This window comes from Cyanobium sp. HWJ4-Hawea (assembly GCF_024345815.1).
GTDB lineage: Bacteria > Cyanobacteriota > Cyanobacteriia > PCC-6307 > Cyanobiaceae > Cyanobium_A.
This window is the reverse complement of sequence record NZ_JAGQBV010000025.1, coordinates 1-24,480: the sequence shown is the minus strand read 5'-3', so window position 1 is coordinate 24,480 and position 24,480 is coordinate 1. Positions and strand designations below refer to the sequence as shown.

At 63.3% G+C, this 24,480-nt stretch carries 27 protein-coding genes; 6 read left to right on the top strand and 21 right to left on the bottom strand.

The features are described from left to right. The first annotated feature begins 39 nt into the window (after positions 1 to 39). Both ychF and KBY58_RS07265 read left to right on the top strand, forming a co-directional pair. The gene (gene ychF, locus KBY58_RS07270; protein WP_254932925.1) at positions 40 to 1,131 is read left to right on the top strand and encodes a redox-regulated ATPase YchF; all 1,092 of its coding nucleotides are present in this window, start codon (positions 40 to 42) and stop codon (positions 1,129 to 1,131) included. Positions 1,132 to 1,174: 43 nt separating this feature from the next. Continuing rightward, positions 1,175 to 1,384 carry a hypothetical protein gene (locus KBY58_RS07265; RefSeq protein ID WP_254932926.1) on the top strand — a complete coding sequence of 70 codons (210 nt, stop codon included), beginning with the start codon at positions 1,175 to 1,177 and terminating at the stop codon, positions 1,382 to 1,384. Here the strand turns inward: KBY58_RS07265 and KBY58_RS07260 are convergent. After that, positions 1,341 to 2,507 (bottom strand): MFS transporter, encoded by a 1,167-nt coding sequence (locus KBY58_RS07260; protein WP_255003667.1) that lies wholly within the window; start codon positions 2,505 to 2,507, stop codon positions 1,341 to 1,343. The genes KBY58_RS07265 and KBY58_RS07260 overlap by 44 nt on opposite strands. 62 nt (positions 2,508 to 2,569) lie before the next feature. Between KBY58_RS07260 and KBY58_RS07255 the strand changes: the two genes are divergently transcribed. After that, positions 2,570 to 4,174, top strand: coding sequence for an alpha/beta hydrolase (locus tag KBY58_RS07255; protein ID WP_255003666.1), 1,605 nt, complete (start codon positions 2,570 to 2,572; stop codon positions 4,172 to 4,174). Positions 4,175 to 4,215: 41 nt separating this feature from the next. On the opposite strand, the gene KBY58_RS07250 is transcribed toward KBY58_RS07255, so the two are convergent. The 15 genes from KBY58_RS07250 to KBY58_RS07180 form a co-directional block, all read right to left on the bottom strand. Continuing rightward, complete coding sequence (locus KBY58_RS07250; RefSeq protein ID WP_255003664.1) at positions 4,216 to 5,247, bottom strand: ABC transporter permease; 1,032 nt, start codon at positions 5,245 to 5,247, stop codon at positions 4,216 to 4,218. After that, positions 5,244 to 6,794: an ABC transporter substrate-binding protein gene (locus KBY58_RS07245; protein ID WP_255003679.1), complete on the bottom strand. Its 1,551-nt coding sequence runs from the start codon at positions 6,792 to 6,794 to the stop codon at positions 5,244 to 5,246. Before KBY58_RS07245 ends, KBY58_RS07250 begins: the two co-directional genes overlap by 4 nt. 56 nt (positions 6,795 to 6,850) lie before the next feature. Further along, positions 6,851 to 7,063: a hypothetical protein gene (locus tag KBY58_RS07240; protein WP_255003662.1), complete on the bottom strand. Its 213-nt coding sequence runs from the start codon at positions 7,061 to 7,063 to the stop codon at positions 6,851 to 6,853. A 173-nt stretch (positions 7,064 to 7,236) separates the two neighbouring features. Further along, positions 7,237 to 8,586 (bottom strand): homoserine dehydrogenase, encoded by a 1,350-nt coding sequence (locus KBY58_RS07235; protein WP_255003661.1) that lies wholly within the window; start codon positions 8,584 to 8,586, stop codon positions 7,237 to 7,239. A gap of 46 nt (positions 8,587 to 8,632) precedes the next feature. Beyond that, entirely contained in the window at positions 8,633 to 9,052 is a 420-nt protein-coding gene (locus KBY58_RS07230) for a SufE family protein (RefSeq protein WP_255003660.1), read from the bottom strand. Between the two features lie 43 nt (positions 9,053 to 9,095). Continuing rightward, a complete protein-coding gene (locus KBY58_RS07225; protein WP_255003659.1) occupies positions 9,096 to 9,269 on the bottom strand; it encodes a hypothetical protein in 174 nt (57 codons plus the stop codon). Positions 9,270 to 9,339: 70 nt separating this feature from the next. Continuing rightward, positions 9,340 to 9,987: a 5-formyltetrahydrofolate cyclo-ligase gene (locus tag KBY58_RS07220; protein WP_255003658.1), complete on the bottom strand. Its 648-nt coding sequence runs from the start codon at positions 9,985 to 9,987 to the stop codon at positions 9,340 to 9,342. Continuing rightward, positions 9,984 to 10,460 (bottom strand): crossover junction endodeoxyribonuclease RuvC, encoded by a 477-nt coding sequence (gene ruvC, locus KBY58_RS07215; protein ID WP_254932935.1) that lies wholly within the window; start codon positions 10,458 to 10,460, stop codon positions 9,984 to 9,986. The genes KBY58_RS07220 and ruvC overlap by 4 nt, the downstream gene beginning before the upstream one ends. A 4-nt stretch (positions 10,461 to 10,464) precedes the next feature. Beyond that, the gene (locus KBY58_RS07210) at positions 10,465 to 10,803 is read right to left on the bottom strand and encodes a nucleotidyltransferase family protein (RefSeq protein WP_255003657.1); all 339 of its coding nucleotides are present in this window, start codon (positions 10,801 to 10,803) and stop codon (positions 10,465 to 10,467) included. Next, positions 10,800 to 11,213 carry an HI0074 family nucleotidyltransferase substrate-binding subunit gene (locus KBY58_RS07205; RefSeq protein WP_255003656.1) on the bottom strand — a complete coding sequence of 138 codons (414 nt, stop codon included), beginning with the start codon at positions 11,211 to 11,213 and terminating at the stop codon, positions 10,800 to 10,802. Before KBY58_RS07205 ends, KBY58_RS07210 begins: the two co-directional genes overlap by 4 nt. Positions 11,214 to 11,257: 44 nt before the next feature. Next, positions 11,258 to 12,346, bottom strand: coding sequence for a magnesium chelatase ATPase subunit I (bchI, locus tag KBY58_RS07200; RefSeq protein ID WP_255003655.1), 1,089 nt, complete (start codon positions 12,344 to 12,346; stop codon positions 11,258 to 11,260). After that, positions 12,343 to 13,758, bottom strand: a complete 1,416-nt coding sequence (locus KBY58_RS07195) for a DUF3370 domain-containing protein (protein WP_255003653.1) — start codon at positions 13,756 to 13,758, stop codon at positions 12,343 to 12,345. The genes bchI and KBY58_RS07195 overlap by 4 nt, the downstream gene beginning before the upstream one ends. Then, a complete protein-coding gene (locus tag KBY58_RS07190; RefSeq protein ID WP_255003651.1) occupies positions 13,755 to 14,822 on the bottom strand; it encodes a serine hydrolase in 1,068 nt (355 codons plus the stop codon). Before KBY58_RS07190 ends, KBY58_RS07195 begins: the two co-directional genes overlap by 4 nt. Before the next feature lie 27 nt (positions 14,823 to 14,849). Further along, positions 14,850 to 15,653, bottom strand: coding sequence for an RNA methyltransferase (locus KBY58_RS07185; RefSeq protein WP_255003650.1), 804 nt, complete (start codon positions 15,651 to 15,653; stop codon positions 14,850 to 14,852). Then, positions 15,640 to 16,026, bottom strand: a complete 387-nt coding sequence (locus tag KBY58_RS07180; protein ID WP_254932942.1) for a c-type cytochrome — start codon at positions 16,024 to 16,026, stop codon at positions 15,640 to 15,642. The genes KBY58_RS07185 and KBY58_RS07180 overlap by 14 nt, the downstream gene beginning before the upstream one ends. 75 nt (positions 16,027 to 16,101) lie before the next feature. Here KBY58_RS07180 and petG point away from each other — a divergent pair, with 75 nt between their 5' ends. Continuing rightward, the gene (petG, locus tag KBY58_RS07175) at positions 16,102 to 16,215 is read left to right on the top strand and encodes a cytochrome b6-f complex subunit V (RefSeq protein WP_254932943.1); all 114 of its coding nucleotides are present in this window, start codon (positions 16,102 to 16,104) and stop codon (positions 16,213 to 16,215) included. 54 nt (positions 16,216 to 16,269) lie between these two features. Here petG and rsmD read toward each other — a convergent pair whose 3' ends face one another. The 5 genes from rsmD to KBY58_RS07150 form a co-directional block, all read right to left on the bottom strand. Further along, complete coding sequence (gene rsmD / locus KBY58_RS07170) at positions 16,270 to 16,830, bottom strand: 16S rRNA (guanine(966)-N(2))-methyltransferase RsmD (RefSeq protein WP_255003649.1); 561 nt, start codon at positions 16,828 to 16,830, stop codon at positions 16,270 to 16,272. Positions 16,831 to 16,860: 30 nt separating this feature from the next. Continuing rightward, the gene (gene hisH / locus KBY58_RS07165) at positions 16,861 to 17,481 is read right to left on the bottom strand and encodes an imidazole glycerol phosphate synthase subunit HisH (RefSeq protein WP_255003648.1); all 621 of its coding nucleotides are present in this window, start codon (positions 17,479 to 17,481) and stop codon (positions 16,861 to 16,863) included. Positions 17,482 to 17,531: 50 nt separating this feature from the next. Continuing rightward, positions 17,532 to 17,855, bottom strand: a complete 324-nt coding sequence (gene trxA, locus KBY58_RS07160; RefSeq protein WP_254932946.1) for a thioredoxin — start codon at positions 17,853 to 17,855, stop codon at positions 17,532 to 17,534. Between the two features lie 204 nt (positions 17,856 to 18,059). Next, the gene (locus KBY58_RS07155) at positions 18,060 to 19,223 is read right to left on the bottom strand and encodes a GuaB3 family IMP dehydrogenase-related protein (RefSeq protein ID WP_255003647.1); all 1,164 of its coding nucleotides are present in this window, start codon (positions 19,221 to 19,223) and stop codon (positions 18,060 to 18,062) included. A gap of 69 nt (positions 19,224 to 19,292) precedes the next feature. Then, a complete protein-coding gene (locus KBY58_RS07150) occupies positions 19,293 to 20,447 on the bottom strand; it encodes a homocysteine biosynthesis protein (protein WP_255003646.1) in 1,155 nt (384 codons plus the stop codon). Positions 20,448 to 20,513: 66 nt separating this feature from the next. Here KBY58_RS07150 and gyrA point away from each other — a divergent pair, with 66 nt between their 5' ends. Beyond that, positions 20,514 to 23,138: a DNA gyrase subunit A gene (gyrA, locus tag KBY58_RS07145; protein ID WP_255003644.1), complete on the top strand. Its 2,625-nt coding sequence runs from the start codon at positions 20,514 to 20,516 to the stop codon at positions 23,136 to 23,138. Beyond that, positions 23,135 to 24,391, top strand: coding sequence for a lycopene beta cyclase (crtL, locus tag KBY58_RS07140; protein ID WP_255003642.1), 1,257 nt, complete (start codon positions 23,135 to 23,137; stop codon positions 24,389 to 24,391). The genes gyrA and crtL overlap by 4 nt, the downstream gene beginning before the upstream one ends. Positions 24,392 to 24,480 lie beyond the last annotated feature (89 nt).

Genomic DNA, 24,480 nt, shown 5'->3' with positions numbered 1-24,480 from the left:
GGGCTCGGACCTTTGCGGGGCGCCCCGTAGATTTCAGCCATGCTTAAAGCCGGAATTGTGGGGCTGCCCAACGTGGGCAAATCCACCCTCTTCAATGCCCTGGTCTCCAATGCCCAGGCCGAGGCAGCCAACTATCCCTTCTGCACGATCGAGCCCAACTCAGGGGTGGTTTCGGTGCCCGATGGCCGGCTTGCCCGGCTCTCGGCCCTATCGGGCTCGAAGGAGCTAATTGCCACCAGGGTGGAGTTTGTGGATATCGCTGGCCTGGTCAAGGGGGCCAGCCAGGGGGAGGGCCTGGGCAACAAGTTTTTGGCCAACATCCGGGAGGTGGACGCCATCGTCCACGTGGTGCGCTGCTTTGAAAACGACGACGTGATTCACGTTTCTGGTTCCGTAGGACCTGCCCGTGATGCCGAAATAATCAACCTGGAGCTGGGCCTGGCGGATCTGGCCCAAATAGAAAAGCGGCGCGAGCGGCTCAAAAAGCAGGCCCGCACCAGCAAGGAGGCCCAGGTGGAAGACGAAGCCCTGGCCCTGATCCAGGCGGAGCTGGAGGCGGGGGGCGCTGCCCGCAATGTGCCGATCAGCGAAGAAGTGGCCGCCATGGTCAAGCCCCTGGGCCTGCTCACGGCCAAGCCGATCATCTACGCCACCAATGTGAGCGAAGACGACCTCGCCGAGGGCAACGCCTTTGTGGAGGAGGTGCGGCAGCTGGCGGCCCAGGAGGGTGCCAAAACCGTGCGCATTTCCGCCCAGGTGGAGGCGGAACTAATTGAACTGCCGCTGGAGGAACGGGGCGAGTTTTTGGCCGGTTTAGGGGTGAGCGAGGGGGGGCTACAAAGCCTGATCAGGGCGACCTATGAGCTTTTGGGCCTGCGCACCTACTTCACCACCGGCGAGAAGGAAACCCGCGCCTGGACGATCAAGGCCGGCATGACTGCCCCCCAGGCGGCTGGGGTGATTCACACCGATTTCGAGCGGGGCTTTATCCGGGCCCAAACCATTGGTTGCAAACAACTTTTGGAGGCGGGCTCGCTTGTCGAAGCCAAGGCCAAGGGCTGGCTGCGGGCTGAGGGCAAGGAGTATGTGGTGCAGGAGGGCGACGTGATGGAGTTTCTGTTCAACGTGTGAGCCGGAACAGGCCCCAAAATGGATGACAACTAGCCGTTGAGTCATGACTGCACCCTCTGCGCCCGAACCAGCCGCCCCCATCGGGGATGACGGTGCCACGACCCACGACTTCGATGCCCAAAAGGAGCTCCATCGCCAGATCCGCAACGATCCCGACTACGACGACTGGGAGTACGGCACCGAGCCCCTGCCCCATGAGGCCTGGGTTCCTAAGAAGCCAGGGGCTTCGGCTTCAACCAGCGCACCAGACTGAGGCCCGCCAGGCAAAGGATGGCTGTGCAGCTCCATAGGGCCAGCCCGTTGCCGAATCCCTCCAGGGCCCAGCCCGCCACCAAGGGAGCCGCCAGGGCGCTGATGGCAAAGCATTGGGAAAATAGGGCCATGGCCAATCCCTGGTGCTCCCTGGGCGTCAGCTCGATCACCGCCTCTGTGGCAATGGGCAGGAAGGCTGCTTCACCGATCGCCAGGGGCAGCTGGGCTGCAACCACCAAAACCAGGCCCTGACGGCTTAGGGCCGAGAGGGCCAAGAGGGCAGTGCCACAGGCAAAGGCCACCAGGCTTAGCCCCAGTCCCTGGGCCACTGGGCGCTTGGCCAGGGCCTGGCCTAGGGGCCACTGGATCAACACCAAGATGCTCAGCTGCAGGCCAATCAACAGGGCCCCCAGGCTTTCCTGCATGGCGGGTCGCTCCAGTCCGCCCCGCACTAAATCCAGGGGCAGGGCGCTCTGCATTAGGGCAGGCAGGGCAGTGGCCAGCAGGGTGATTGCCAGCACCGGCAGCAGGGGGGGCAGCCATTGGCGAGCCGCACTGAGGCGATTGTGGCTTTCGGCTTTTTGCGGCACCGGCAGCGGCCGCAGCAGCAGAAGAAGGACCACGGCCAGGGCGCAAAAGATATCGATGGCGTAGATACCCCTAAGGCTCCCCTGGCCCGCCAGCAGGGCCCCCAGTAGGGCGCCAGCGGCGATTCCGGCCGCATCCGCACTGCGCACCAGGGCATAGCCCCGGGCCGAGGGAATCGGCCGTGCTCCGCTACTGCAGCTAAGGGGCACGGCCAACTCAATGGCGGGCCAATAGAAGCCAGCCGCAATCCCCAGCAGAATCTGCCCCCCCAGGTATGCCGGAAAGGAGCTGGCAGATAGGAGCCTGATGTCTCCGGCGATCGCGGCAATGGCGGCCAGCAGCACCGGTAGGGCGCAACTGCAACCCCGATCGAGCATCAGGCCACTGAGCAATCTGCCGAAGGTGCCAGCCAAAGCAGCCAGGCCAATGCCTTCGGTGACGGCCCTGGCGCTGAAGGAGGCATGGTGAAAGACGATGGGTGTCAGATAAATCACCCCACCGGCCCCCATCGAGGCCACCAAGCGAATCCAGGCCACTTCCCTCAACGCCGCGGGAAACTGGCTCCACCAAGACCTGGCAGGGGTCTTTGCCTGAGGAGATGTCAAACCGCCTTCACTTCATTGGAGCTCTGGTAGCCAGTCTGCTGTTGGCTTCCCCTGGATTGGCAACCCAGCAGATCCAGGTGCGTCTCGATGGGCTGACCCTGCCGGTCAATCTTCAGGAGTTGGAGGATTGGAGCCTCCATCCAGACCGCAGTGATGGCGATCTGAAGGCTTGGTTGAGTCTGTTGGATCGGCAGGATCGCCAGGCCCTGGCCAAGATTTTGCAGGCCCCTTTGCTGAGGGAGCAGAGCTTTGGCTACCAGTTGCTGAACAGCCGCACGGGGGAGCAGCTGATCGCTGCCCTCGACGACCTGATCACCTCTGACAGTGGCCAGAGCACCTCTCCTGTTTTCCTGGCCACCCTGCGGCAAATGCTGCAGCAGAACCGGCCGGTCACGGCGATTGACCTGCTTAAAAACTTTCCCCTGGAAAGGTTGACCATCAATCTCGATGGCCTGGTGGCTTTGGCGGGCCAATGGCGTTTCCAGTTGGATCAACAGAGCCTGGCCTTGCAGCGGCTGCGCCAGCTGCCCCTGCCCCGTCGGCAGTCACTGCCCTATGGCATCAAGGCCGGCAGCCAGGTTCAGCCCCTGCAGGTGGAGTTGGCGGTGGTGCATCGCTCCACCCCCTTGCCCTTGAGGATTTGGCCTGCTCTGCAGTCAAGGCCTGGACCTTGGATTTTGCTGATGCCCGGCCTGGGCGGCAGTGGCGACCAACTCAGTTGGCTGGCCCAATCCCTGGCGGAGCGGGGCTGGCCGGTGGTTCTTTTGGAGCACCCCGGCAGTGACGACCGGGCCGTTGAAGATGCCCTTTTGGGGTATATCCCACCGCCCGGGGCAGAGGCCCTCCCCCAGCGCCTGGCTGATGTGCAGGCCGTACTGCGGGCCCAGGGGGAAGGTTCTTTGCCGCCGCTGGGGCCAGAGCCCACGGGCCGCCAGGGGGTGGTGCTGATGGGCCATTCCCTCGGCGCTCTGACGGCCCTGATGGGAAGTGGTTTGGTCCCTGAGGCAGGCCTGGGCAGTCGCTGTAGCTCTGCCAAGGGTGATTTGCCCATGGCAAATCTCTCGCGCCTGCTCCAATGCCAATTGCCACCGATCACCGGCGATTCGGCACCCGGCCCCGCTACTGCTGCCCCTGCCGCGGTCGGGGAGGCGCCCGTGGTGGCCGTGGTGGCCTTTAACGGCTTTGGCAGCCTGCTTTGGCCTTCAGGCGGGATCGGTAATTTGACAGTGCCCGTGTTGATGGTCGGGGGCAGCATGGACCTTGTGACCCCACCGGTGCAGGAGCAACTAGGCCTGTTCATCAATGCCCGCCACCCCCGTAGCCGTCTGGTGTTGGTGGAGGGGGGCAGCCACTTTTCCGTCGTGCGCGTTGCCAAGCCAGAAAAGGCATTGTTTCGCCTGGGCAGCGAATGGGTGGGCAGCGATCCCCTCAAGGTTCAGGATTTGATGTTGGGAGTCACCACAGAGTTTTTGCAGGGTTTCGAATATCCCTTCTTGCTCTCCCCCCAGCGCCGCGTTCAAGCCGGGCTTAGTGCCTATGTGCTCGATCAAAATATGGCCCGCCGCTGGCGGGGGAAGCTTCAATCCTGGCCCTTCTGAGTGCTCCCAAAAAATTGGGGTCCCCTAAAAATTGGGGGCCCCTAAAACCGCACCCGGGGGTCGAGGATCGCCACCAGCAGGTCGACAGCCACGGTCACCAGCACCACCAGGGCTGCCACCACCACCACAATCCCCTGCACCAGGGGGTAGTCGCGCTGGCCGATCGCCTCCTGGAGTCGAAAGGCGATGCCAGGCCAGGAGTAGGTGACCTCGATCAACAGGGCCCCGCCAATCAGGGAGGCCACGGTGATGCCGGTGATCGTGAGAACCGGCAGCAGGGCATTGGGCAGGGCGTGGCGCAGGATCACCCGTCTTTCGCTTAGACCGCGACTGCGGGCCGCCTCGATGAAATCGGAATCCAGGGCCCGCCGCAGGTTGAGTCTGAGGGCATTGGCAAAAACGCCACTGAGCAGCAGTCCCAGGGTGCAAGCTGGCAAAACCAAATGGCGCAGGCTTCCCAGCAGGTTTTGCCATTGCCCGGAAACCAGGCCCAGTTGCAGGCTGTCGAGCAGATAAAAGCCGCTGCCTTCTGGCGGGAGCAGGGTCGGGGGGAAGCGGCCACCCACCGGCAGCCAGCCCAACCAGACGGCAAAGACCAGCTGGATCACCATGGCGGCCCAAAAGGGCGGCAGGGCATAGGTGCCAATGCCATAGAGGCGCCCCGCCAGGTCCAATTTGCCCTCCGGACGGGCCACTCCGGAAAAGCCCACGGCCAAACCCACCAATGCCGCCAGCAGCAGGGCCACCACCCCCAGTTCCAGGCTGGCGGGCAGGCTGTCGCGGATCACCGCCAAAACCGGCTCCTGGTTGGTCAGCGATTGGCCCAGCTGCCCATGAAGCAGCTGGCCGAGGAAGTGGCCGTATTGCTGCCATAGGGGTTGGTCCAGCCCCAACTGGGCCCTAAGGGCGGCCCTGGCCGCCTCTGGAGCCCGGGTTCCCAGCAGGGCGTCAATTGGATCGCCGGGCGCAAGGCGCAGCAGCAGGAAAACCAGGCTGGCAATCAGCCACATCATCACCGGGGCCAGGGCGATGCGGGAGGCCAGATAGCGCAAGAGGGCACTGCGGCGGCTCATCTTTTGCCCCCTTGCGCGTCCAGCTCCTGGAGCAGCAGCCTGCCGGAACCGTCAAAGCGGGGCCGGCTTACCCGCGGCAGGGCCCAGGCCCTGGGCGCCACCAGCCACACCGGCAAATAGGGCGATGCCGCTGCGGTTTGACCTTGGATCCGCCTGAGTAGATCCACCCTCGCCCTTCCCCGCAGCCCCGCGCTCCGCTCCAGTTCCTGGCTTAGCCCCGGTTGGCTCCAGAAACTGCCACTGGCTGCGCTAGCTCCTTCTAGACAACGGTTGCCCTGGGCCTTTTCGCACCCCAGCAGGGGCACTAGATAGTTGTCCGCATCTGGGAAATCCCCCATCCAATCCAGCAGGATCATCGGAAAAGCTCCCTCCCCCAGTTGGCGGTAGGCGGTGGTGGCCTCCATGCCCGTGACCTCAAGGGACACACAATCGCTGAGATCCTGCTGCAGTTGGGCCTGCCAGGTAAGGGCGAAAAGTCGGTCGCTGGGCACGTTTGAACGGAAGGTGAGCGGCAGCTGCAGACGCTTGCCCTGGCAAAAACCGGCTTGCCGGTACAGGCGCCTTGCCTGCTGGGGGTTGTAGCTGGGCCAGGCTTCTGGATCACTGCCGGCCAGGCTGGGGGGCACCAGATTCCGCAGGGGAGAGCGCAGGCCCAGGCTCACCCGCCGGCTGATGGTGGAGCGATCCAGGCTCAGGGCTACTGCCCTGCGCAGCAAGGGTTTGTCCAGGGGTGGTTGGTCGCTCAGCAAGGTGAGGTAGCCAATCTCTAGGGCCGGACCCTCCCCCTCCTTGAGCTGCCCCCGCTGGGCGGCTTGGTGCAGGGCTGCCTGTTGGTCAATCTCCAGGCTGGTGGAAAGCAAAACATCTACCTCGCCGCTGCGCAGGGCTCCGTAGAGGGCGGTCGAGTTGCTCAGGGCCACCAGGTCGATGCCGCCATTGGCGGGTTGGCGCCCCCAGTAGCGCTTAAAGGGCTCCAGTCTTTGCTGCTGGGTGCTGAAAAAACTGAGGCGGTAGGGGCCCGTTCCCACGAAGCGATCGTTGAGTAGGCGGCCCCTGTGTTGGCGGTAGGCGCTGGGGGAAAGGGGCGTCAGGTTGACCGCACTGAGCAATTCAGCGATGGCCCCAAAGGGCCGCTTTAGCGTCAGTTCGACGGTGCCCGGGTCCAGGGCCCGCACCCGGCTGACCCGATCCCCCAGCAGGTAGTTGAGCTTGCCGATAGCCAGAAAGCGCTCCAGGCTGAACACCATGGCGGCAGCATCGAAGCGGGTGCCGTCGTGGAAGAGCACTCCCTGGCGAAGTGGTACCCGCACCTTGAGGCCGTCAGCACTGACCACCGGCAAGCCAGAAGCAAGACGGGGGGTGATGCGGCCGTTGACCTCAATCGAATAGAGGGGGTCGCCGATGGCGCTGAGTAGCTGCATGGCGCCAAAGGTGTAGGCGCCGGCAGGATCGACGGTGTCAATCCGGTTCTTGCTGGCCACCACCAGATGGTTGGGATCGCTCCAGCGGCTTTGGCAGCCAGCCAGCTGGGCAGCGATCGCCACCATGGAGGCCAGCCCCAGGGCTATCGGCTTCAGGGCGGACTCCAGGGAAGAACCCCTATTCAAGGGCGATGGGGACGCTCGGGCTGAACCCGTTGTAAGGAGATTTCAAAGACCTCAGAACCCGAGCGGGTCAGGGGCCAGCGGCGCAACCAGCAACGGTTGTGGCTGTCGTCTACGCCAATTACTTGATACAGCTGGTCGTCCGCATCAACAGTGACGCAAGCGCCCTGGAGGAGCGACTTGATCTGGCTGGGGCAGGAAATGGAACTCATGCAGAAAAAAAGGGGGCTTAATGGGTTGGGGAGTGCAGCGGGGATCGGAACTTGCTGCTGCGCCTTGGGACCGGTAAGTCTGCGGTTGAGGCTTAAGGAATCTTTCAGATTTGTACACCAATTCTGGACCTCTACGGGCCCCCCGTGCCAGTTGGCCAGGATTTGAAGATTATTCAGAGCGTGCGCAGGCAGGCCTCAACCGCTTGCACATCGGCCAGGGCCTCAATGGCAAGCAGGGCCTGGCGGAAATTGGCCTCCAACACCTCGTGGGTAATCACCACGATCTCGGCCCGCTCCCCCTGGGCTTCAAATTGCATGATCGATTGAATCGAAACCCCCGCCGCACCGAAACAGCTGCCGATCTTGCCGATGACCCCAGCCTCATCACTGGTGCGCAGCCTTATGTAGTTGCGATGGCGGGTTTGGGCGCTGTCGATCAGATGGCACTGCCTCCAGCGGCTGGCGGCCAGCAGGGGGTCGAGGGCCGCTCCAGCCCCGGAAGCTCCCGGCCCTGCCACCCCCGGCCTTGCCACTGCCCAGATGCCGGCGATGTTCAGGATGTCTGCCACCACCGCTGAGGCGGTCGGCCCGGCTCCAGCGCCAGGGCCATAAAACATCACCTGGCCCACGGGATCGCCCTCCACCAGGATCGCGTTGTTGACCCCATATACGCCGGCCAGGGGATGGGATTTAGGTAGCAGGGTGGGATGAACCCTCACGTCCAGGGCCTGGCTGGCTGCGCTTTGGGCTGAATTGGCCGCACCGCCTGGGTTTTCGGCCACGGCCAGGAGCTTCACCACATAGCCCAATTGGGCGGCGTAACCCACGTCGCGGGCGTCGAGCCGGTTGATTCCTTCTGTGGGAATGGCCGACCTCGGCACACTGCCCCCGAAGGCCAGGGCCGTGAGGATTGCGATTTTGTCGGCCGCGTCAGCCCCTTCCACATCCGCGGCGGGGTCGGCTTCGGCGTAGCCCAGCTCCTGGGCATCGGCCAGCACGGAGCCATAGGCGGCACCCTCATCGGCCATGCGGCTGAGGATGTAATTGGTGGTGCCATTGATGATTCCGCTCACTTTGGTGATGCGGTTACCCCCCAGGGATTGCTTCAGGGGTTCGATGATCGGAATGCCACCGCCCACGGCGGCCTCAATCAGCACATAAACCCCCTTGGCGGCGGCGGCGGCGGCAATTTCTTCGCCGTAGCGGGCGATTACGGCCTTGTTGGCAGTTACCACCGGCTTGCCAGCGGCAATTGCCCGCAGGATCAGGCTGCGGGCCGGCTCGAGGCCACCCATTACCTCCACCACGATGTCGACGCTGGGATCGTCGACCACGGCCTCGGCATCGGTGCTGAGGATGGCGGCCGGTAGGTCGATGGGCCGCGGCCGGTTTAAATCTCGAACTGCCACCCGTTTGATGGCCAGCTCACCTACCAGCGGATGGCGTCCGGCGGGGCTGGCCAGGATGCCGGCCACCCCGGCGCCCACGGTGCCCAAACCGAGCAGGCCAATGCCGATGGTCATGGGTTATCGCCACAAGTTCGCAGGATCCTAGAAATCGGCCGGCGGTTCAGCCCTGCAGGCCCCTGGCCTGGGACTGCATCAGCTTGAGGATGTTTAAAAAGCCGTTGGAGCGAGAGGGGGTAAGGCTGGCCTGCAGGCCAGTGGCGGCAATGAAGCTGGGGTCGATGGCAGCCACCTGCTCGGGGGTTAGGCCCTCGAGCCCCTCAATCAGTAGGGCCAGCAACCCTTTGGTGATCGCCGCATCGGAGTCACCTAGCCAGTGCAGTTTGCCTTCCAGTAACTGCCCAGCCACAAAGACCTGGGAAACGCAGCCCTTGACCATGAAGGCTTCGTGGCGAAATTCAGCGGGCAGGGGCTGCAACTTTTTGGCCAGCCAAAGCACGTATTCGTAGCGCCGTTTGGGATCGCTGGATGCGGCAAGCCGCTCCACCATTCGATCTAGATTTGGGCTGCCGGTGCTGATCATTGGCGTTTCATCGCACCCGGACCACCCGCAACGGGGCCTGCCCTCAGGAAGCTTGCCAACGGCTATCGCTGCTTCTTCCAGCCTGAACCATGTGCACCATCGAGCTCACCATCATCGAGAGGGCGTCGTTGCTGGGGCTACGCCCCTCCAGCTCCGAGGCCAGGACCCTTTCCGGTCCTGAGGCGGCTCCGATGGGACGGGGGGCTGAAAGGTCCAACGGCGCGCAGTGAGCAGTCCATCGATCTTGCCAAATGGAGCGGCTTAGCGCGCGACCTGTAAAGGTTTTGTCAAGTTTGGGGGCAAAGGTGCAACCCCACCTCGTCTATCCAGCCGTTGAAGGGCACATCCCAGGTATCCCTTGGCAGCTGGGGGTGGATGCAGCCGCCGGGCAGCACCCCATAGGCGGGAATCCTTCGCCAGCGGCTGTCGGCCCGCAGGCGATCGAACCAGCCGCCGCCGTAACCGAGGCGAATACCCCGGGGATCCAGGGCGAGGGCAGGCACCAGCAGGCAGCCAATCGATTCGGGCTCGAGGTTGGGGCCCAGTGGGGCCGGAATGCCGCAGCCATCCTTTGCCAGGGGATCGCCCACCTTCCAGGACCTGTAGGCCATCACCAGCCCTTGATCAATCCCCTGGGTAATCACGGGTAGGGCCAAGCCAGTTCCCGCCAAGCCCCCGCCCTCCAAGTTGACGCCCGCCAATCCCCGTAAATCCACCTCCCCCGGCAGGGGCCAGCTAATCCCCAGGTAATGATCTTCAGGGCCAGCCCCATCTCCTGAGGGAAGCAGCGAGGGCAGCAGCGGGGGAAGCAGCCGGGGAAGCGCCTTTGCCACCTGGCCGGCAATCTTCTCTTCAAGCTCGAATAGCAGCTCCTGGCGTCTCTGGCGGTAGTAGCGGCGCAGCCCTGATTTGCCTGGCTCAGCTTGGGCGATCACCGCTGGTACCAGCCAGTTAGGGCCGCGGCGAGGGCGTCTGCCGCATCGTCGGGCCTGGGTGGATGCTCGAGGTCGAGTTCGCGCATCACCGCGTCTAAGACCTCGTCTTTTTGGGCATGGCCGGAGCCGGTGAGGGCCAGCTTGATTTGCATCGGTGGAAATTCAGCCACCGGAATGCCAAAACGAGCCAGGGTCATCATCACCACGCCCCGGGCTTGCACCACCGAGATGGTGGTACTGGAGCGATAGAAGAAAAACTTTTCGACCACGGCCAATTCCGGCCGCCAGGCGCGGATCAGTTGGCGCAGATCCCGGGCGATTTCCACCATCCGCACCCCTTCGCTGCGGCCCGGGTCGGTGCGGATGATGCCGCAATCGAGCATCTTCTGCTGGCGTTGGGCCCCATCCCCGGCCACGTCGATCACGCCGTAACCCACGCGGGCCAGGCCGGGATCGATGCCGAGGATCCGCATGGGTTCAATAAGAAGCCGGTTTGCTGAGTGGCTGCTGCACTTCAAGCCAGGGCAACCCGGAGGCAGCGATGTGCTGCCGTAGGCCTGCGTGGTGGAGGCTTTCCCAGTGGGTCACATCCACCGTGTAGGGGATGGGCAAGTCGTCTAGGGCGCCGGCTAGGGCGGCGCTGCAATCCTCTGCAGCACTGAAGGCCAGGTCGATGTCGGAGCCTGGGCGTTCACGGCCGAGGGCGCGTGAGCCATAAAGCTTCACCCAGCGGATTTGGGGAAAGCGTCGCAGTACAGCCCCAATCTGTTCGCAGGTGCTGGCGGGCAGACCTCCCAGCTTTTGGTTGCTGTTCACGGCCGCTGCTCCAGTGCCGAAGCCAGCTCCAGCAGAGCCGGCGCGAAGCGTTCACGGATCATGGCCGTCGCCTGCCGGGCTCGCTGCTCGTCGTAGGTGTGAGCCATCAGGTTGCGTTGCTCGAGCATGTCGATCCAGATTTGCCCCTCAGCCAGTAGCTCGTAGGCGAAGGCTTGGCGCAAGACCTCACGCGGGAGCATCGCATCGATGCCCTCATGTTGGAGCAGATCCTTGAGACTTTTCCAGCTCAGCTCGAAGCTGAACTCGAAGGCCTTGATCACGGCGATCGCGATCACGTCGTTGCTTGGGTCGTTGGCGAGGGCCGCAAGGGCCGCCTTCAGCTGCTTAAGTGCCCGCTGCAGGCTCTCCAGTCGCTGACGCCAGCGGAGATTCTTGCTGCTCTCCTCCACCTGCTCAGCTTCGCCTGACCTCAGGCTAGCCAGGCCGCTACGGATCAGGTCGCTATGGCCAGCTCAAAGGCGCTGCGATCGCCGCTGTCTGGGCGCTCAAACACCTTGCAGAACATCTTCACGACCCGATCACCGGAGTCGATTTGCTCTAGGGGGTCCTTGCGCAGGCGGTGGCGCAGGCAGCAGGCCACCACCCTTGCCACATCGTCTTCTTCCACTTCGTTGCGGCCCTCAAAGGCGGCCAGGGCCCGGGCTGCCCGGTTGGTGACGATGTCACCCCGCAGGCCGTCTACATCGAGTTCACCGCACACCGCTGAAATGCGGATGCGCAGGTCGGCGTCGATCTGCACCTGGGGAAGCCGGTTTTGCGCTTCGACCACCCGCGCCTGCAGGGCGTCCTGGGTGGCTTGCATGGCGTCGTTGTAGGTGTCGGGGTCGTTGTCGAAGCTGGTGCGTTGATCCACCACCTGCACCCTCAGCTCTGGTTCCCTAACGGTGCGCACTTCCACGCTCATGCCAAAGCGATCCAGGAGTTGGGGGCGCAGTTCGCCCTCCTCCGGGTTGCCCGAGCCAATCAGCACAAAGCGGGCCGGGTGGCGCACACTCACCCCTTCGCGCTCCACGGTGTTCCAGCCGGAGGCGGCCGAATCGAGCAGCACGTCGACCAGGTGGTCGTCGAGCAGGTTCACCTCATCCACGTAGAGCAGGCCCCGGTTGGCCTTGGCCAGCAGGCCGGGCTCGAAGGCGCGAATGCCCTCGCTCAGCGCCTTTTCAATATCGATGGTGCCGCAGAGGCGATCTTCCGTGGCCCCCAGGGGGAGGTCGACCATCGGCACCTGGCGGGGTTCCACGGGCAAGGTCTCACCCTGTTCGGCCCGGGCCCGCACTTCACTGCTCTGGAGGTCGGGATCGGTGGGGGAGGAGTTATAGGGATCACCCTCCACCACCTCGATCTCCGGCAGGAGGTCAGCCAGGGCCCGAATGGTGGTTGATTTGCCCGTTCCCCGATCTCCCATGATCATCACGCCGCCAATGCGGGGATCGATCACATTGAGCAGCAGGGCCAGCTTCATCTCCTCCTGTCCCACGATCGAGGTGAACGGGAAGACCCGGCGCTTGCGGGCTTGAGTCACGGGCGATCTGCTGGTGAAAGTTCGGATTGTTTCACAACCGGTAGGAGGCTGAGCACCTGGGGGGGTGTGGCATCGGCTGGATAGATCAGTCGAAAGCGCACCAGCCGCTCTGCCTTGGGGGCCAGGCTGATCTGGCCGAGCACCGGTCCCTGGGAGCCAGCCCGCTCCACCAGGTGGAAGCGTTGCCGCCCACTGGACCTGCCTTCCCCATTGTCGAGGCCTGAAACCTCAACCGTGCCGCGGAACATCACCGCCTTGCTGGGCTGGCTGTTGAAGCGCAGCCCGTTTTGGGGAGCATCACTTTTGAGGGGCGATTCCAGGGCTAGTTCCAGCACCACGGGCACGGCCAGGTCGTTGCGCAACGGCAGGCTGAGGTCGTATTCGATGCCGTAATTGCCGTGGGCGGCCCAGGCGGTGGCGGGATAGGCGGCTTTCAATTCGGCGGTTTGAACTTGGCCGGTACCCAGGCTGCCCCGCTCAAGGCTGCTAATTGGCCAGGAAATAGGGGCGCGGCTGGCGCTTAGCCAGGCCTTGCCTGGATCGCTGATGCGCCCAGTCCAGGTGCTGCCCACCTGCACGCCACTGACCCGTGAATAGACAATCGGCCCCTTTGTGCCGCGGGGGGAAGGGGCGTGCTCCTTCGGGCTTAGGTCGCCTTCGAGCAGCTGACGCCATACCTCCGGGCCTGGCGGGGTGTTGTTTTCGCCAAAGGCGGCCAGGGTGGCCAGGCTGATCGGGCCACTGCTCTCGAGGCGCAGTTGCAGGTTGCGGCCATTGAGGAGGGGATCAAGGCCCCGCACCGGAATCGGCAGCATCAGCAGGCTGGTGGCCTGGCCAGGGGGGAGGGTCCAGCCCTCGGGCAAGGGGGCCCCGCGCTGGCGCATCAGCAATTCCGTGGCAACCCGGCTGCCCGGGCCGGAATAGACCGGCACGCTCTCTTGGCGCATCAGGGCCGGCAGGGGCAGGAAGGGTGCCCCGGGCTGGATGCCATCCACCGACTGCGAAAGGGCAGTGGAGCCGGCGATAAGCCGCAGGTTCACCGGCTTTGGACCCCGGGGGGCGGCGAGCACTCCAAGCCAAAGGGTGGAATCAAGGCTGTCGGTTTTACCCGCAAATACGTGGTGACTGAACAGGTCAAAGCGGCCGTTTAGGGCCACATCCAGGTGGGCCCCTGGATTGGTGCGTCCCTGGCGGGGAAAGGTGGAGAGCAGGATCCCCGGGCCTGAAATCAACTCTGGGTTGTTGTCGTTGACCACCAGAATCTGGTCGAGGCCGCCGGGCAAGGGGGCAACGGTTTGCCTACGCAGCAACTTTTGGTTGCCCTGCAGGGCTGCTGGGTCGGCCAGGGCTGGGCTGGTTAGGAATGCCAGCAACAGCGGCAGAGCGGCCTTTCCCCATGGGATGAGGTTCATTTGCGGCCCACCAGGGTTTTGGCCACTTCCCCTGCCATGGCACGGATCAGATCGGTGGAACGGGGATCGTTGAACGGACCCTTCACCATGAATGCGGCCACGGCCCTTTGCCCCGTAGGCAACTCAATTAGAGCCCCATCTGCATAGGCGATGCCGATGTCACCGGTTTTATTGAGAACGGTGATGCCAAATTCTTTTAAGGCGGCATCGGGATCGGGCGCATCACGGCCCAGGCCCAGCAGTAATCCCAGCGGAATCAAGGTGTTGGTGCGCGATGTGCCCATGATTTCGCGAAAAAGGTCCCGGGCCCTCGGGCTCAGCTTTTGGCCGGTGTCGACCAGGGCGATCGCCTTGGCCAGATCCTTGGCACTGGTGGTGTTGGTGCCATTTAGGTCCGGCAGCCAGTTGCGCAAAACCGTGGCGGGCAGCCCAAGCGCCGCAAACTGGCCATTGGCAATTTTTTTGCCGCCAAGCCTCTTGATTAGGAGATTGGTGGCGCTGTTGTCACTCACCCGAATCATCTCGGTGGCGGCTTCGAAAAAGGGGAAGCGGGTGCCCAAGGGGCGGCTCGCCATCCAGCCCGCGCCGCCACCTATCACCTCTTTGGTGAGGGGCAAAGGTTCGTTCCAGCGCAGGGAGCCGGAGTCCAGCTGCAGCAATCCCAAGAGGAGGATCGGGGTCTTAATCGAGCTGGCAGCTGGCAGGGGCTTGTCTGGCTGCAGTTGGGCGAAGCGACCGTCGTCGAGCACCAACAAATAACCACTGGCAGCCAGATCTGGCTGGGTTGCTGCCAGCTCGGCCCAGCGATTACTGAGGGCCGTCAGCTCTTGGCGAGGTTCAAAACGGCCGCTGCTGAGCCCCTGGTTGCCAATTGAAACCACCGGATTTGCCGCTTCCACCTTGGGGGTTTTGATGCCCCCCTTGGCCAGGTGGGGCGCCAGCAGTTTCAAGCTGGTGCCCGTGATCACGCCCAGGCCAATGCCCATGACGGCCAGCCGCAGCACCAATTGCAGGGGTTGGCTCCAGCGGTTTTTGGGATCGCGTGGTGAACGGCTTGCCGTCACAGATCAGAGAAGTTGTTCCGACCGAAGCTAAGGGGTCTGGCCGATGCCGTTCTGCTGGCTGGCCCAGCGCAACTGGCGCACCATGCCGCGAACCAGGGCTACTTCTCCGCTGCTGATCTGGGCCCTTTGCAGGATCTGACGCACCTTGGCGAGCCTGGCGTGGGCGGTGTGGGGATAGAGAAAGCCCACAGCCATCAGCAGGGATTCGGCATCGAGGAGCAGGGCCTCAAATTCTTGTCTCAGGCAGGGATCCAGCCCCGGCAGGGCCGATGGGCCAGGGGCCTCCAGTTTTTGATGGAGGCTGTGCAACACCACGGCCACGGCGTGGGAAAGGTTTAGGGAGCTGTAGGTGGGGCCCGTTCCCAGGGTCAGCAGGCAGCCCGCCTGGAGTAACTCCGCATTGCTCAGGCCCCGATCCTCCCGGCCAAATACCAGGGCCAAAGGTGCCCCCTCGGCTGAATCGCTTGCCTGGCCCGACTGGCTTGATTGGCTCGGGCCCAGCAGCCAATTGAGGGCTTGATCGGGGCAGAGCAGCGGTAGGGGTTCGCCATCGCAGCGGCCACTGGTTGCGACCACCCTGCGGCAATCGGCCAGGGCATCCGCCAACTGGTCAAAACAGCGGGCCTGCTCCAGCAGGCCGCGGCCATGGACCGCCATCAAGCGAGCTTCTTCACCCAGGTGGTTACAGCGGGGATTCACCAGCCTGAGCTCGGCCATGGAGAAATTGGCGCAGAGCCTGGCCACACTGCCCACATTCAGGGGGCCCGCCGGCTCCACCAGCACTACCACTACGGTTTTTGGGGCCCGTGGAACGGAATCAGACCAGTCCATTTAGGTAGGCCAGCAGGTCAGCCATGGCCTGGGGTTCTGGTTGGAAGCGGGGCATCGGGGGGGTGCGACCACTGACAACCTGCTGGATCAGCTGGCGTTGGTTCTTACGGGCTGATACCCCATGCAGATTGGGCCCTACCACCCCCTGGCCGGCAATGCCATGGCAGCCAGCGCAATTGATTAAAAAGAGCGTGTTGCCATTTTCGGTTGACCCGTGCAGTTCCAGGGTTTGGCGGGTGTAGGGGTCGGTTCGGGTGGCCGAGATGACCACGGCCAGCACCACGATGCAGGCCACGGCAGCAGCAACCACCAGCCCGGTGATCAGGCTGTTGCGCCCGGAGGAACCATCCTTGAGGGTCGAATCTGCGGTCACAGTTGGTGGCGTTCTCTCGCGTTTTAGGTGTGGGGCGTGGAAGAATTGTGTTCTGAGCAAGCCCCTTGTTTTTCCATGATCGAACCCCTGCTATGCGGCATCGTGCTCGGTTTGATTCCCGTGACCATGTTGGGCCTATTTGTAGCGGCCTGGAACCAGTACCGCCGGGGCACCCTGCTCGATAGCTGAATTTTCTGGGAAATAGATTCGGCCTAGATCCCGCGTTTGGGGGGGCTGTCTCCCTTAATTCGCTCTTTTAAGCAGCATCAAGCTAGTGGTGCCATAGCTGCGCTGATCCTCGAGCAGCCATCCTTCGGGCACTGCCGGCAGGGCCCGGCTGGAGCACTCCCAAACCATCAAACCGCCCGGGCTGAGCCACTCTCCCTTCAGCACAGCTGACCCGATCTGCCCGTACAGCTCCGCTTGATATGGGGGATCGGCATAGATCAACTGAAATTGGCAACCCTCGGCAGCCTTGCCCTTCCCTAGCCAGCTGAGCACTTCGGCCTGCACAACCTGCTGCTTGGGACCATGGCCCAGGCCCTGGGCCACGGTTTCCAGGTTGGCCTTGGCAATGCGGGCAACCTGGCGGTCTTGCTCAATGGCTACGACCCTTTGGGCGCCCCGCTGTAGGGCTTCACATGCCATCAGCCCACTGCCGCAGCAGAGATCAAGCCAGCCACACCCTGGGATGTCGTGGGCCAGCAGGTTCATCGCCGCCAGGCGCACCCTGGAGGTGGTGGGTCTGGCGGTCTGCCCTGGTGGACTGAGCAGTTTGCGGCCGCCACTGAGGCGCAGGGTCATGGCTGGCGGAGGGTCATGGGTGGGGCAGTGTCATCTGTTGAGCCAGTCCAGCCAGCGCATCAGGAGGGCTTCGCCCGCCTCGGCGGATTTTTCTGGGTGGAATTGGCAGGCACCAATCGCCCCTTGCCATACCGCTGCGGTGACAGCTTGGCCGGCAAAAGCCACATTGGCCGTCGTGCAGCTTGGCTCCGCAGGCACGGCGGCATAGGAGTGCACGAAATACATCCAGCTTTCTTCGCAGCCGCTGGGCACGAGTGGGCTGGGCTGGGCTGGGATTAGGGGCTCCCAACCCATGTGGGGAATGGGGTGGCCGCTTTTGCGGGGTAGGGCCAGGACCCTTCCCTTGAGCAGCCCCAGGCCCTCCCTTGAACCCTCATCACTGCCTTCAAACAACAACTGCAGGCCAAGGCAGATGCCCAAAAGCGGCTTGCCTGCACCGCACCACTGGTGAATGGCGGTGGCCAGACCACTTTGATCAAGCCTCTTCATGGCTGGATCAAAGGCGCCCACCCCTGGCAATAGCAGGCCTGCGCATCCTTCCATTGCGGCGCCGGCCCGGATTGGCACCACCTCTGCCCCCAAGCGCTCAAAGGCCCGCTGCACGGAGTGCAGATTGCCCATGCCGTAATCGATTAGGCCGATGGGGCTCATCAGGATTGCTGCTCTGGCTTCGGGGCCCTAGGGCGCCCAGGGCAGGTTTTCTAGAGGTACTTGCTAATCGTGCTGGAGAGGGTGGTCTTGGGCACTGCCCCTACAACCGTATCCACCTTCTGGCCTCCCTTGAAGATCATCAGGGTGGGGATACTGCGAATGCCGTACTGGCTGGCCACGTTGGGGCTTTCGTCGGTATTGAGCTTGAAGACCTTAATCTTGCCCTCAAACTCCTTGGCAATTTCGTCAACGATTGGAGCCACCATGCGGCAAGGACCGCACCAAGGCGCCCAGAAATCAACCAATACGGGCACATCACTTTTGAGCACGTCCTGCTCAAAGGAAGCGTCGGTAACTGCAGCGGCGCTCGACATCCTTGCGTTGATACGGGTTATTGGAATCTAGCAACGTTGCCTTGCGCCTACCAGCGCTTCTCTTCAAGCGTTGCATTTGCAGCCAGTAGCAGGGCCAGTTTGGAGGACCAGCTGCCGCTGGAAGAAGACAAAAAGCCCGGACGCGCCGGGCCGGAGGGTGTGAGGAGTGTGTGGGCCGAAGCCCCCACAAACTAAAGATAGGCCTTACTTGCCCATCCCTAGCTGCTGGGCTTTTTGATACACCTTGCCCTCCGTGAGCAGGGATGGGGCCACCACCACCTCCACTTTTTGCATCTCCTTAATGGTGCGGGCACCGAGGGTTCCCATCGAGGTTTTGATGCAACCCAGCAGGTTTTGGGTGCCATCGTCGAGGCCAGCTGGGCCCCGCAGGATTGTTTTCAGGCTGCCGGTGGTGCCCACTTTGATGCGGGTGCCGCGGGGCAGCACGGGGCTAGGTGTGGCCATGCCCCAGTGGAATCCCCGGCCTGGGGCCTCCTGGGCGCGGGCAATAGGTGAGCCAATCATCACAGCATCGGCCCCGCAGGCCAAGCATTTACAGATGTCGCCGCCGGTGACGATGCCGCCATCGGCCACGATCGGCACGTAGCGACCACTTTCCTCGAAGTAGTCCTGGCGAGCTGCGGCACAGTCGGCCACGGAGGTGGCCTGGGGGATGCCAACGCCCAAAACGCCGCGGGAGGTGCAGGCGGCACCCGGGCCAATGCCCACCATTACGCCTGCGGCGCCGGCTCGCATCAATTTGATGGCCACGTCGTAGGTGACGCAATTGCCGATGATCACCGGCACACCGAAGTCGCGGCAGAGGGCCTCGAGATCAAGGCTCTCCTGGCCGACCGGACCGATGTGTTCGGTGCTGACCACCGTTGCCTGCACAAAGAACAGGGAGGCGCCGGCCTCGGCAATGGCCTTGCCAAATTTGATCGCTGCCACGGGGGTGGCGCTGACGGCCGCAATTCCTCCCCCCTGTTTGATTTCTGCAATTCTTTGGCGGATCAGGTCTTCGCGAACTGGCTGGCTGTAGAGCTCCTGCATTAGGGGCACAAACTCTTCCTTTCCCACGGCGACAATCCTGTCCAGCACGGGGTTGGGGTCGTCGTAGCGACATTGCACACCCTCAATGTTCAATACGCCCAGGGCGCCCAGCTTGGTCAGCTCAACGCACATGCCCACATCCACCACCCCATCCATGGCGCTGGCGATGATCGGGATCTCCAGTTGCAGTCCCCCCAGGCTCCAACTGCTGTCAGTGACTGCTGGATCCACGGTGCGGCCGCCTGGCACCAGGGCAATTTCGTCAATGCCGTAGGCGCGACGAACAGTGCGGGAGCGACCGAGCTGAATGTCCACCTGAATATTCCGTATTCGGGCTAACCTATCAACTTGAGCAGAGAGCTGGGTCTTTCAGCGGCTGGGGGCTTAGTCATCGAGAGCCAGTAGGGAAGGGCGCTGGCCCAGGGGGATTGGGGGCAGCCGTAAGGGGAAGCGGCCATCGCGCAGTTGGCGGGCCAATTCCTCGCCATGGGCCTCCGCCAACCTCGGGCTATGGGCAGGCGCGCAGCTGAGCCGCTGCCCGTTTAGCTCCAGTTGGCCGCCCAGCAGCTGGTCGTAGCTGGCCAGGCCCAGGTTTGGTTTGAGCCGCCTGGGCAGGGCTAGATCGAGCACTGGTGCCTGCAGGCTGGCGTTGTCTGCTGCGGCCTGTTCGGCAACTTTCCTATTGATCAGGGGCACGGGCACTGCCGTGGCGATCAGTAGGGCGCTGCCATGGCCCTCAAAAAAACAGGCCCGCACCCATGGGCTCCGCAGGGGATGGAGATCCACCGCCACCGCCGCGCTGCAGCCCGGGCTCAGGGCATGGCCACTGGCTTGGCGCTTGGGTTTGGGCTGGTGGCCGCTGCCGCTGCCCACCACCCAACCGATGGCGCCGCCCACCAGCACGGGGGAGCCAGGGCCCAAGAGCGCCAGACCTGGCATGGTCAGGCCAATGCTGCCCGCCCCGGCACAGCTGTAGAGGGCATTGGCAAAGGGGCCCAGCAGGGGGCCATAGGGGCTGGCCGTGAGACCTTCGGCGCTGCTGACCGCCACCACTCCGTTTTCGGCGATGGCGCGGTGCAACAGCAGCCGACCGGTGGCAAGTTGTTCGAGCTGGATCTGGCTGTGCAGTTCGCGGCGGGGGTGGAGGGCAGTTGCCTCGCCACTGGCATCGATGCTCACCTGCTGGCCCCCGATTAGGGCTCCTAAAACCTGGGCTCCGCCGAGGCGTTTCGGTTCCCCCAGGCCACCGCCGATGGCCAAGACCAGTTCGCTGCTGCCGTGGCCCGTGGCCGCACTTACCCCGCCAACCAGGGCTTGGCGAAAGCGAATTGGGGGCTCGCTGGCCCCCAGGCCCAGGTGCAGGCTGGCCTGGTCGGTGAAGCAGGCATCGGCTGCCACCACCACGTCTGTGGCGGCGTAGGCGGGGGCCATGCCGTGCTGGGCCACCAGTTTGCGAAATTCTGCGGCGGAGCGAACCGAGAGCACACCGCGCTCCTGCTTTTGGCGCAGTTGCGCCTCAGTGCGTACGGGAAAGCTCACGGCTGGGCTGATTTCGGCAGGCTAAGGGGTTTTCGATAAACTATCCATTGCATAAGGCGGTGATACATGGCGGATCCAACCGGTCCCGGCGAACGGAATCCCGGTGACTCCGACGAACGGATCATCCAGACCGACCTGCGCAATGAAATGTCGCGCTCCTATTTGGAGTATGCGATGAGTGTGATCGTGGGAAGGGCCCTGCCCGATGCCCGCGATGGCCTCAAGCCGGTGCACCGCCGGATCCTCTACGCGATGTACGAGCTGGGTCTTACCAGCGATCGCCCTTACCGCAAATGTGCCCGTGTGGTGGGGGAGGTGCTTGGTAAGTATCACCCCCACGGCGATACGGCTGTCTACGACGCCCTGGTGCGGATGGCCCAGGACTTCTCCATGCGCATGCCCCTAATCGATGGGCATGGCAATTTCGGTTCGGTGGATAACGATCCCCCCGCGGCGATGCGGTACACCGAATCGCGGTTGCAGGCCCTCACCACCGATGCCCTCCTGGAGGACATCGAAGCCGAAACCGTCGACTACGCCGACAACTTTGACGGCTCCCAGCAGGAGCCCACCGTGATGCCGGCCCGCATCCCCCAGCTCTTGCTGAATGGCTCCTCTGGCATTGCGGTGGGGATGGCCACCAACATTCCGCCCCACAACCTCACCGAGTTGATCGACGGAATGTTGGCGCTGATCGCCAATCCTGAGATTGATGATCAGCAATTGATGGCAATTATTCCGGGCCCTGATTTTCCCACCGGTGGGCAAATTCTGGGTCGTCGGGGTATTCGCGAGACCTACACCACCGGCCGCGGCTCGGTGACGATGCGGGGGGTCGCCTCAATCGAAACGGTGGAGGCAAAGGGACGGCCAGATCGGGATGCGGTGATCATCACCGAATTGCCCTACCAAACCAATAAAGCCTCCCTAATAGAGCGTATCGCTGAACTTGTCAACGATAAAAAGCTGGAGGGTATTGCCGACATTCGTGATGAAAGTGATCGCGATGGCATGCGCATCGTGATTGAACTGCGCCGCGATGCCTATCCCCAAGTTGTTCTAAACAATCTCTTCAAGCTCACCCCCCTCCAAAATAACTTCAGCGCCTACATGCTGGCCCTGGTTAAGGGTGAGCCCGTGCTGCTCACCCTGGCCAAAATGTTGAGGGTCTTCCTCGACTTCCGGGTCGAGACCATCGAGCGGCGCACCCGCTATCTGTTGCGTAAGGCGGAAGAGCGCGACCACATCCTCTTAGGCCTGTTGCTGGCCCTCGATCAGCTCGATCCGATCATCGCCCTGATCAGGGCTGCCCCCGATGCGGCCACGGCCCGCCTGCAGCTACAGGAGCGCCATGGCCTGAGCGATGTCCAGGCGGATGCAATTTTGCAGATGCAGCTGCGGCGTCTGACGGCTCTGGAGGCCGACAAGATTCGCCTGGAACACGAGGATCTGGTTGCCAAGATTGCCGACTACAAGGATATTCTTGGCCGTAGGGAACGGGTGCTGGGAATCATCATCGATGAGCTCCAGGCAATTAGGGCCAAGTATCTGTCGCCCCGCCGCACCGAAATCCTCGACCTCGAGGGTGGCTTGGAGGATATCGACCTGATCGCCAACGAGCGCTCGGTGGTACTGCTTACCGAAACCGGTTACCTAAAACGGATGCCGGTGAATGAGTTTGAGGCGACTAGCCGAGGCACCCGGGGCAAGGCCGGCACCAAGAGCCAGGGGGAGGAGGCTGTCAGGTTGTTTATCAGCTGCAACGACCACGATTTACTGCTCCTATTCAGTGACCGGGGTGTTGTCTATTCAGTGCCTGCCTATCGGGTGCCGATGTGTAGCAGGGCTGCCAAGGGCACTCCCATCGTGCAGCTCCTGCCGATTCCCCGGGAAGAGCAGATCACCTCGCTGCTGGCCGTAAGTGCCTTCGAAGAAGACGGGGTGTTATTGATGCTTACCAGCGGCGGCTATGTGAAGCGCACCCGCCTCTCTGCCTTCGCCAACATTCGCGCCAATGGCCTGATTGCCATTTCCCTTGAGGAGGGTGATGCCCTCACCTGGGTGCGGTTGGCCCTGCCCGGTGACAGCGTGCTGATCGGCTCCCTGAAGGGAATGACGATCCATTTCCGCCTCAACGACAGCGAGCTAAGGCCCCTGGGGCGCACAGCCCGCGGGGTGCGGGCCATGAATCTGCGCAACGGTGACCAGCTGGTCAGCATGGATGTGTTGCCGGCCGAGCTGGCTGATCGGGTCGCCAATGCCTCCGGCGACGACGAAGCTTCGGCGCTCGATGGGCCCGACGACGAGGTCGAAGAAGCGGTTAGCGCCGATGGTCCCTGGGTGCTGGTGGCTTCAGCCAGTGGCCTGGGCAAGCGGGTGCCCGTTGATCAATTCCGGCTGCAAAAGCGGGCCGGTATGGGCCTGCGCTGCATGAAGTTCCGCCGCGACGGGGATGTGCTGGTGGGCCTCAAGGTCCTGGGTGCTGGTGAGGAACTGCTGCTGGTAAGTGAAAAGGGGGTGATCGTGCGCACCCAGGCCGATGCGATTCCCCAGCAGTCCCGGGCCGCCACGGGCGTCAGGCTGCAGAAGTTGGATGCGGGCGACCGGCTCTCTGAGGTGGTCCTGGTGCCGCCGGCGCAGGAGGAGGAGCCCGTTGTCGAGGTTGAAGCCACGGTCGCGCCGGAGGCGTGAAGGTGGATGTGTTGGTGATTGGTTCAGGGCCTGCGGCCCTGGCGATCGCCAGTGAATTGGTTGATCGTGGCCTAGTGGTGGAGGGCCTTTCCCCAGTTGATCCAGCTGAACCCTGGCCCAATACCTACGGGATCTGGGGCCCAGAGGTTGATCGCCTTGGTCTGGGGGGGCTGCTGGGCCACCGCTGGAGCGATACGCGCAGCTATTTCGCCAGTTCGGCTGAGCCCCTGCTGCACCAGGTGGACTACGGCCTCTTTGACAAGCAGCGATTGCAGGCCTTTTGGTTGGGGCGCTGCAGCCATGGGGCCATGGCCTGGCATCGGGGCCTGGCAGCGACGATCGACCATTCCCCCAGCCATTCCACGGTGACTACCGACAGGGGAGTGGAGCTCAAGGCCCGTTTGGTGGTGGATGCCAGCGGCCATCGGGCCGCCTTTGTGCAACGTCCAGATGGGGGAGCAGTGGCAGCCCAGGGGGCCTACGGAGTGGTGGGCAGCTTCTCTGCTCCACCGGTTAGGGCCGGGGAGTTTGTGTTGATGGACTACCGCAGCGACCACCTCAGCGCCGCTGAACAACGCTGCGGCCCGCCGACCTTTTTGTATGCGATGGATATGGGGGAAGGGCTGTTTTTTGTGGAGGAAACCTCCCTCGCCTTGGCTCCACCAGTGCCGTTTGAGGTGTTGAAGGAACGGTTGCAGCGGCGCTTGGCCCACGGCGGGATCGCCATCGAAACTGTTTGCCACGAGGAATTTTGCCTATTCCCGATGAATCTGCCGCTGCCCGATTTGAACCAGAGGGTTGTGGGCTTTGGGGGGGCGGCAAGCATGGTGCACCCTGCCTCTGGCTACATGGTTGGGGCTTTGTTGCGCCGGGCACCGGGCCTGGCCGATGCGATTGCCACGGCCCTGCGTAATCCGGCGGGTGGCGATTCCCTGCTGGATGGGGCCGAGGTGGCGGCTAGCGCTTGGCAAGCCCTCTGGCCACTGGAGTTGCGGCGTAAGCACGCCCTTTACTGCTTTGGTTTGGAGAAGTTGATGCGTTACCCGGAGGCCCAGCTGCGCCAGTTTTTCGACAGTTTTTTCCAGTTGCCGCAGGAGCAGTGGTATGGCTTTTTAACCAACACCCTCAGCCTGCCTGAACTGGTGGCCGCCATGCTGCGTTTGTTCCTAGCGGCTCCCTGGAGCGTGCGTTGGGGCCTGATGCAACAACAGGGCAGGGAGTGGGCCCTGCTTACCCGCTTGCTCAGCCCCTGACATACCCAGGATTGCCCCCATGACCGATCTCTGGATTGCCAACACCATCAGCGATTTGATCGAGGGTGATGTGCGCGAGCACCTGCCTT

Coding starts and splice junctions, on each gene's coding strand:
- ychF (WP_254932925.1), top strand. CDS start 40: ATGCTTAAAGCCGGAATTGTGGGGCTGCCCAACGTGGGCAAATCCACC.
- KBY58_RS07265 (WP_254932926.1), top strand. CDS start 1,175: ATGACTGCACCCTCTGCGCCCGAACCAGCCGCCCCCATCGGGGATGAC.
- KBY58_RS07255 (WP_255003666.1), top strand. CDS start 2,570: ATGTCAAACCGCCTTCACTTCATTGGAGCTCTGGTAGCCAGTCTGCTG.
- KBY58_RS07250 (WP_255003664.1), bottom strand. CDS start 5,247: ATGAGCCGCCGCAGTGCCCTCTTGCGCTATCTGGCCTCCCGCATCGCC.
- KBY58_RS07245 (WP_255003679.1), bottom strand. CDS start 6,794: ATGGTGGCGATCGCTGCCCAGCTGGCTGGCTGCCAAAGCCGCTGGAGC.
- KBY58_RS07240 (WP_255003662.1), bottom strand. CDS start 7,063: ATGAGTTCCATTTCCTGCCCCAGCCAGATCAAGTCGCTCCTCCAGGGC.
- KBY58_RS07235 (WP_255003661.1), bottom strand. CDS start 8,586: ATGACCATCGGCATTGGCCTGCTCGGTTTGGGCACCGTGGGCGCCGGG.
- KBY58_RS07230 (WP_255003660.1), bottom strand. CDS start 9,052: ATGATCAGCACCGGCAGCCCAAATCTAGATCGAATGGTGGAGCGGCTT.
- ruvC (WP_254932935.1), bottom strand. CDS start 10,460: ATGCGGATCCTCGGCATCGATCCCGGCCTGGCCCGCGTGGGTTACGGC.
- KBY58_RS07195 (WP_255003653.1), bottom strand. CDS start 13,758: ATGAACCTCATCCCATGGGGAAAGGCCGCTCTGCCGCTGTTGCTGGCA.
- KBY58_RS07185 (WP_255003650.1), bottom strand. CDS start 15,653: ATGGACTGGTCTGATTCCGTTCCACGGGCCCCAAAAACCGTAGTGGTA.
- petG (WP_254932943.1), top strand. CDS start 16,102: ATGATCGAACCCCTGCTATGCGGCATCGTGCTCGGTTTGATTCCCGTG.
- rsmD (WP_255003649.1), bottom strand. CDS start 16,830: ATGACCCTGCGCCTCAGTGGCGGCCGCAAACTGCTCAGTCCACCAGGG.
- hisH (WP_255003648.1), bottom strand. CDS start 17,481: ATGAGCCCCATCGGCCTAATCGATTACGGCATGGGCAATCTGCACTCC.
- trxA (WP_254932946.1), bottom strand. CDS start 17,855: ATGTCGAGCGCCGCTGCAGTTACCGACGCTTCCTTTGAGCAGGACGTG.
- gyrA (WP_255003644.1), top strand. CDS start 20,514: ATGGCGGATCCAACCGGTCCCGGCGAACGGAATCCCGGTGACTCCGAC.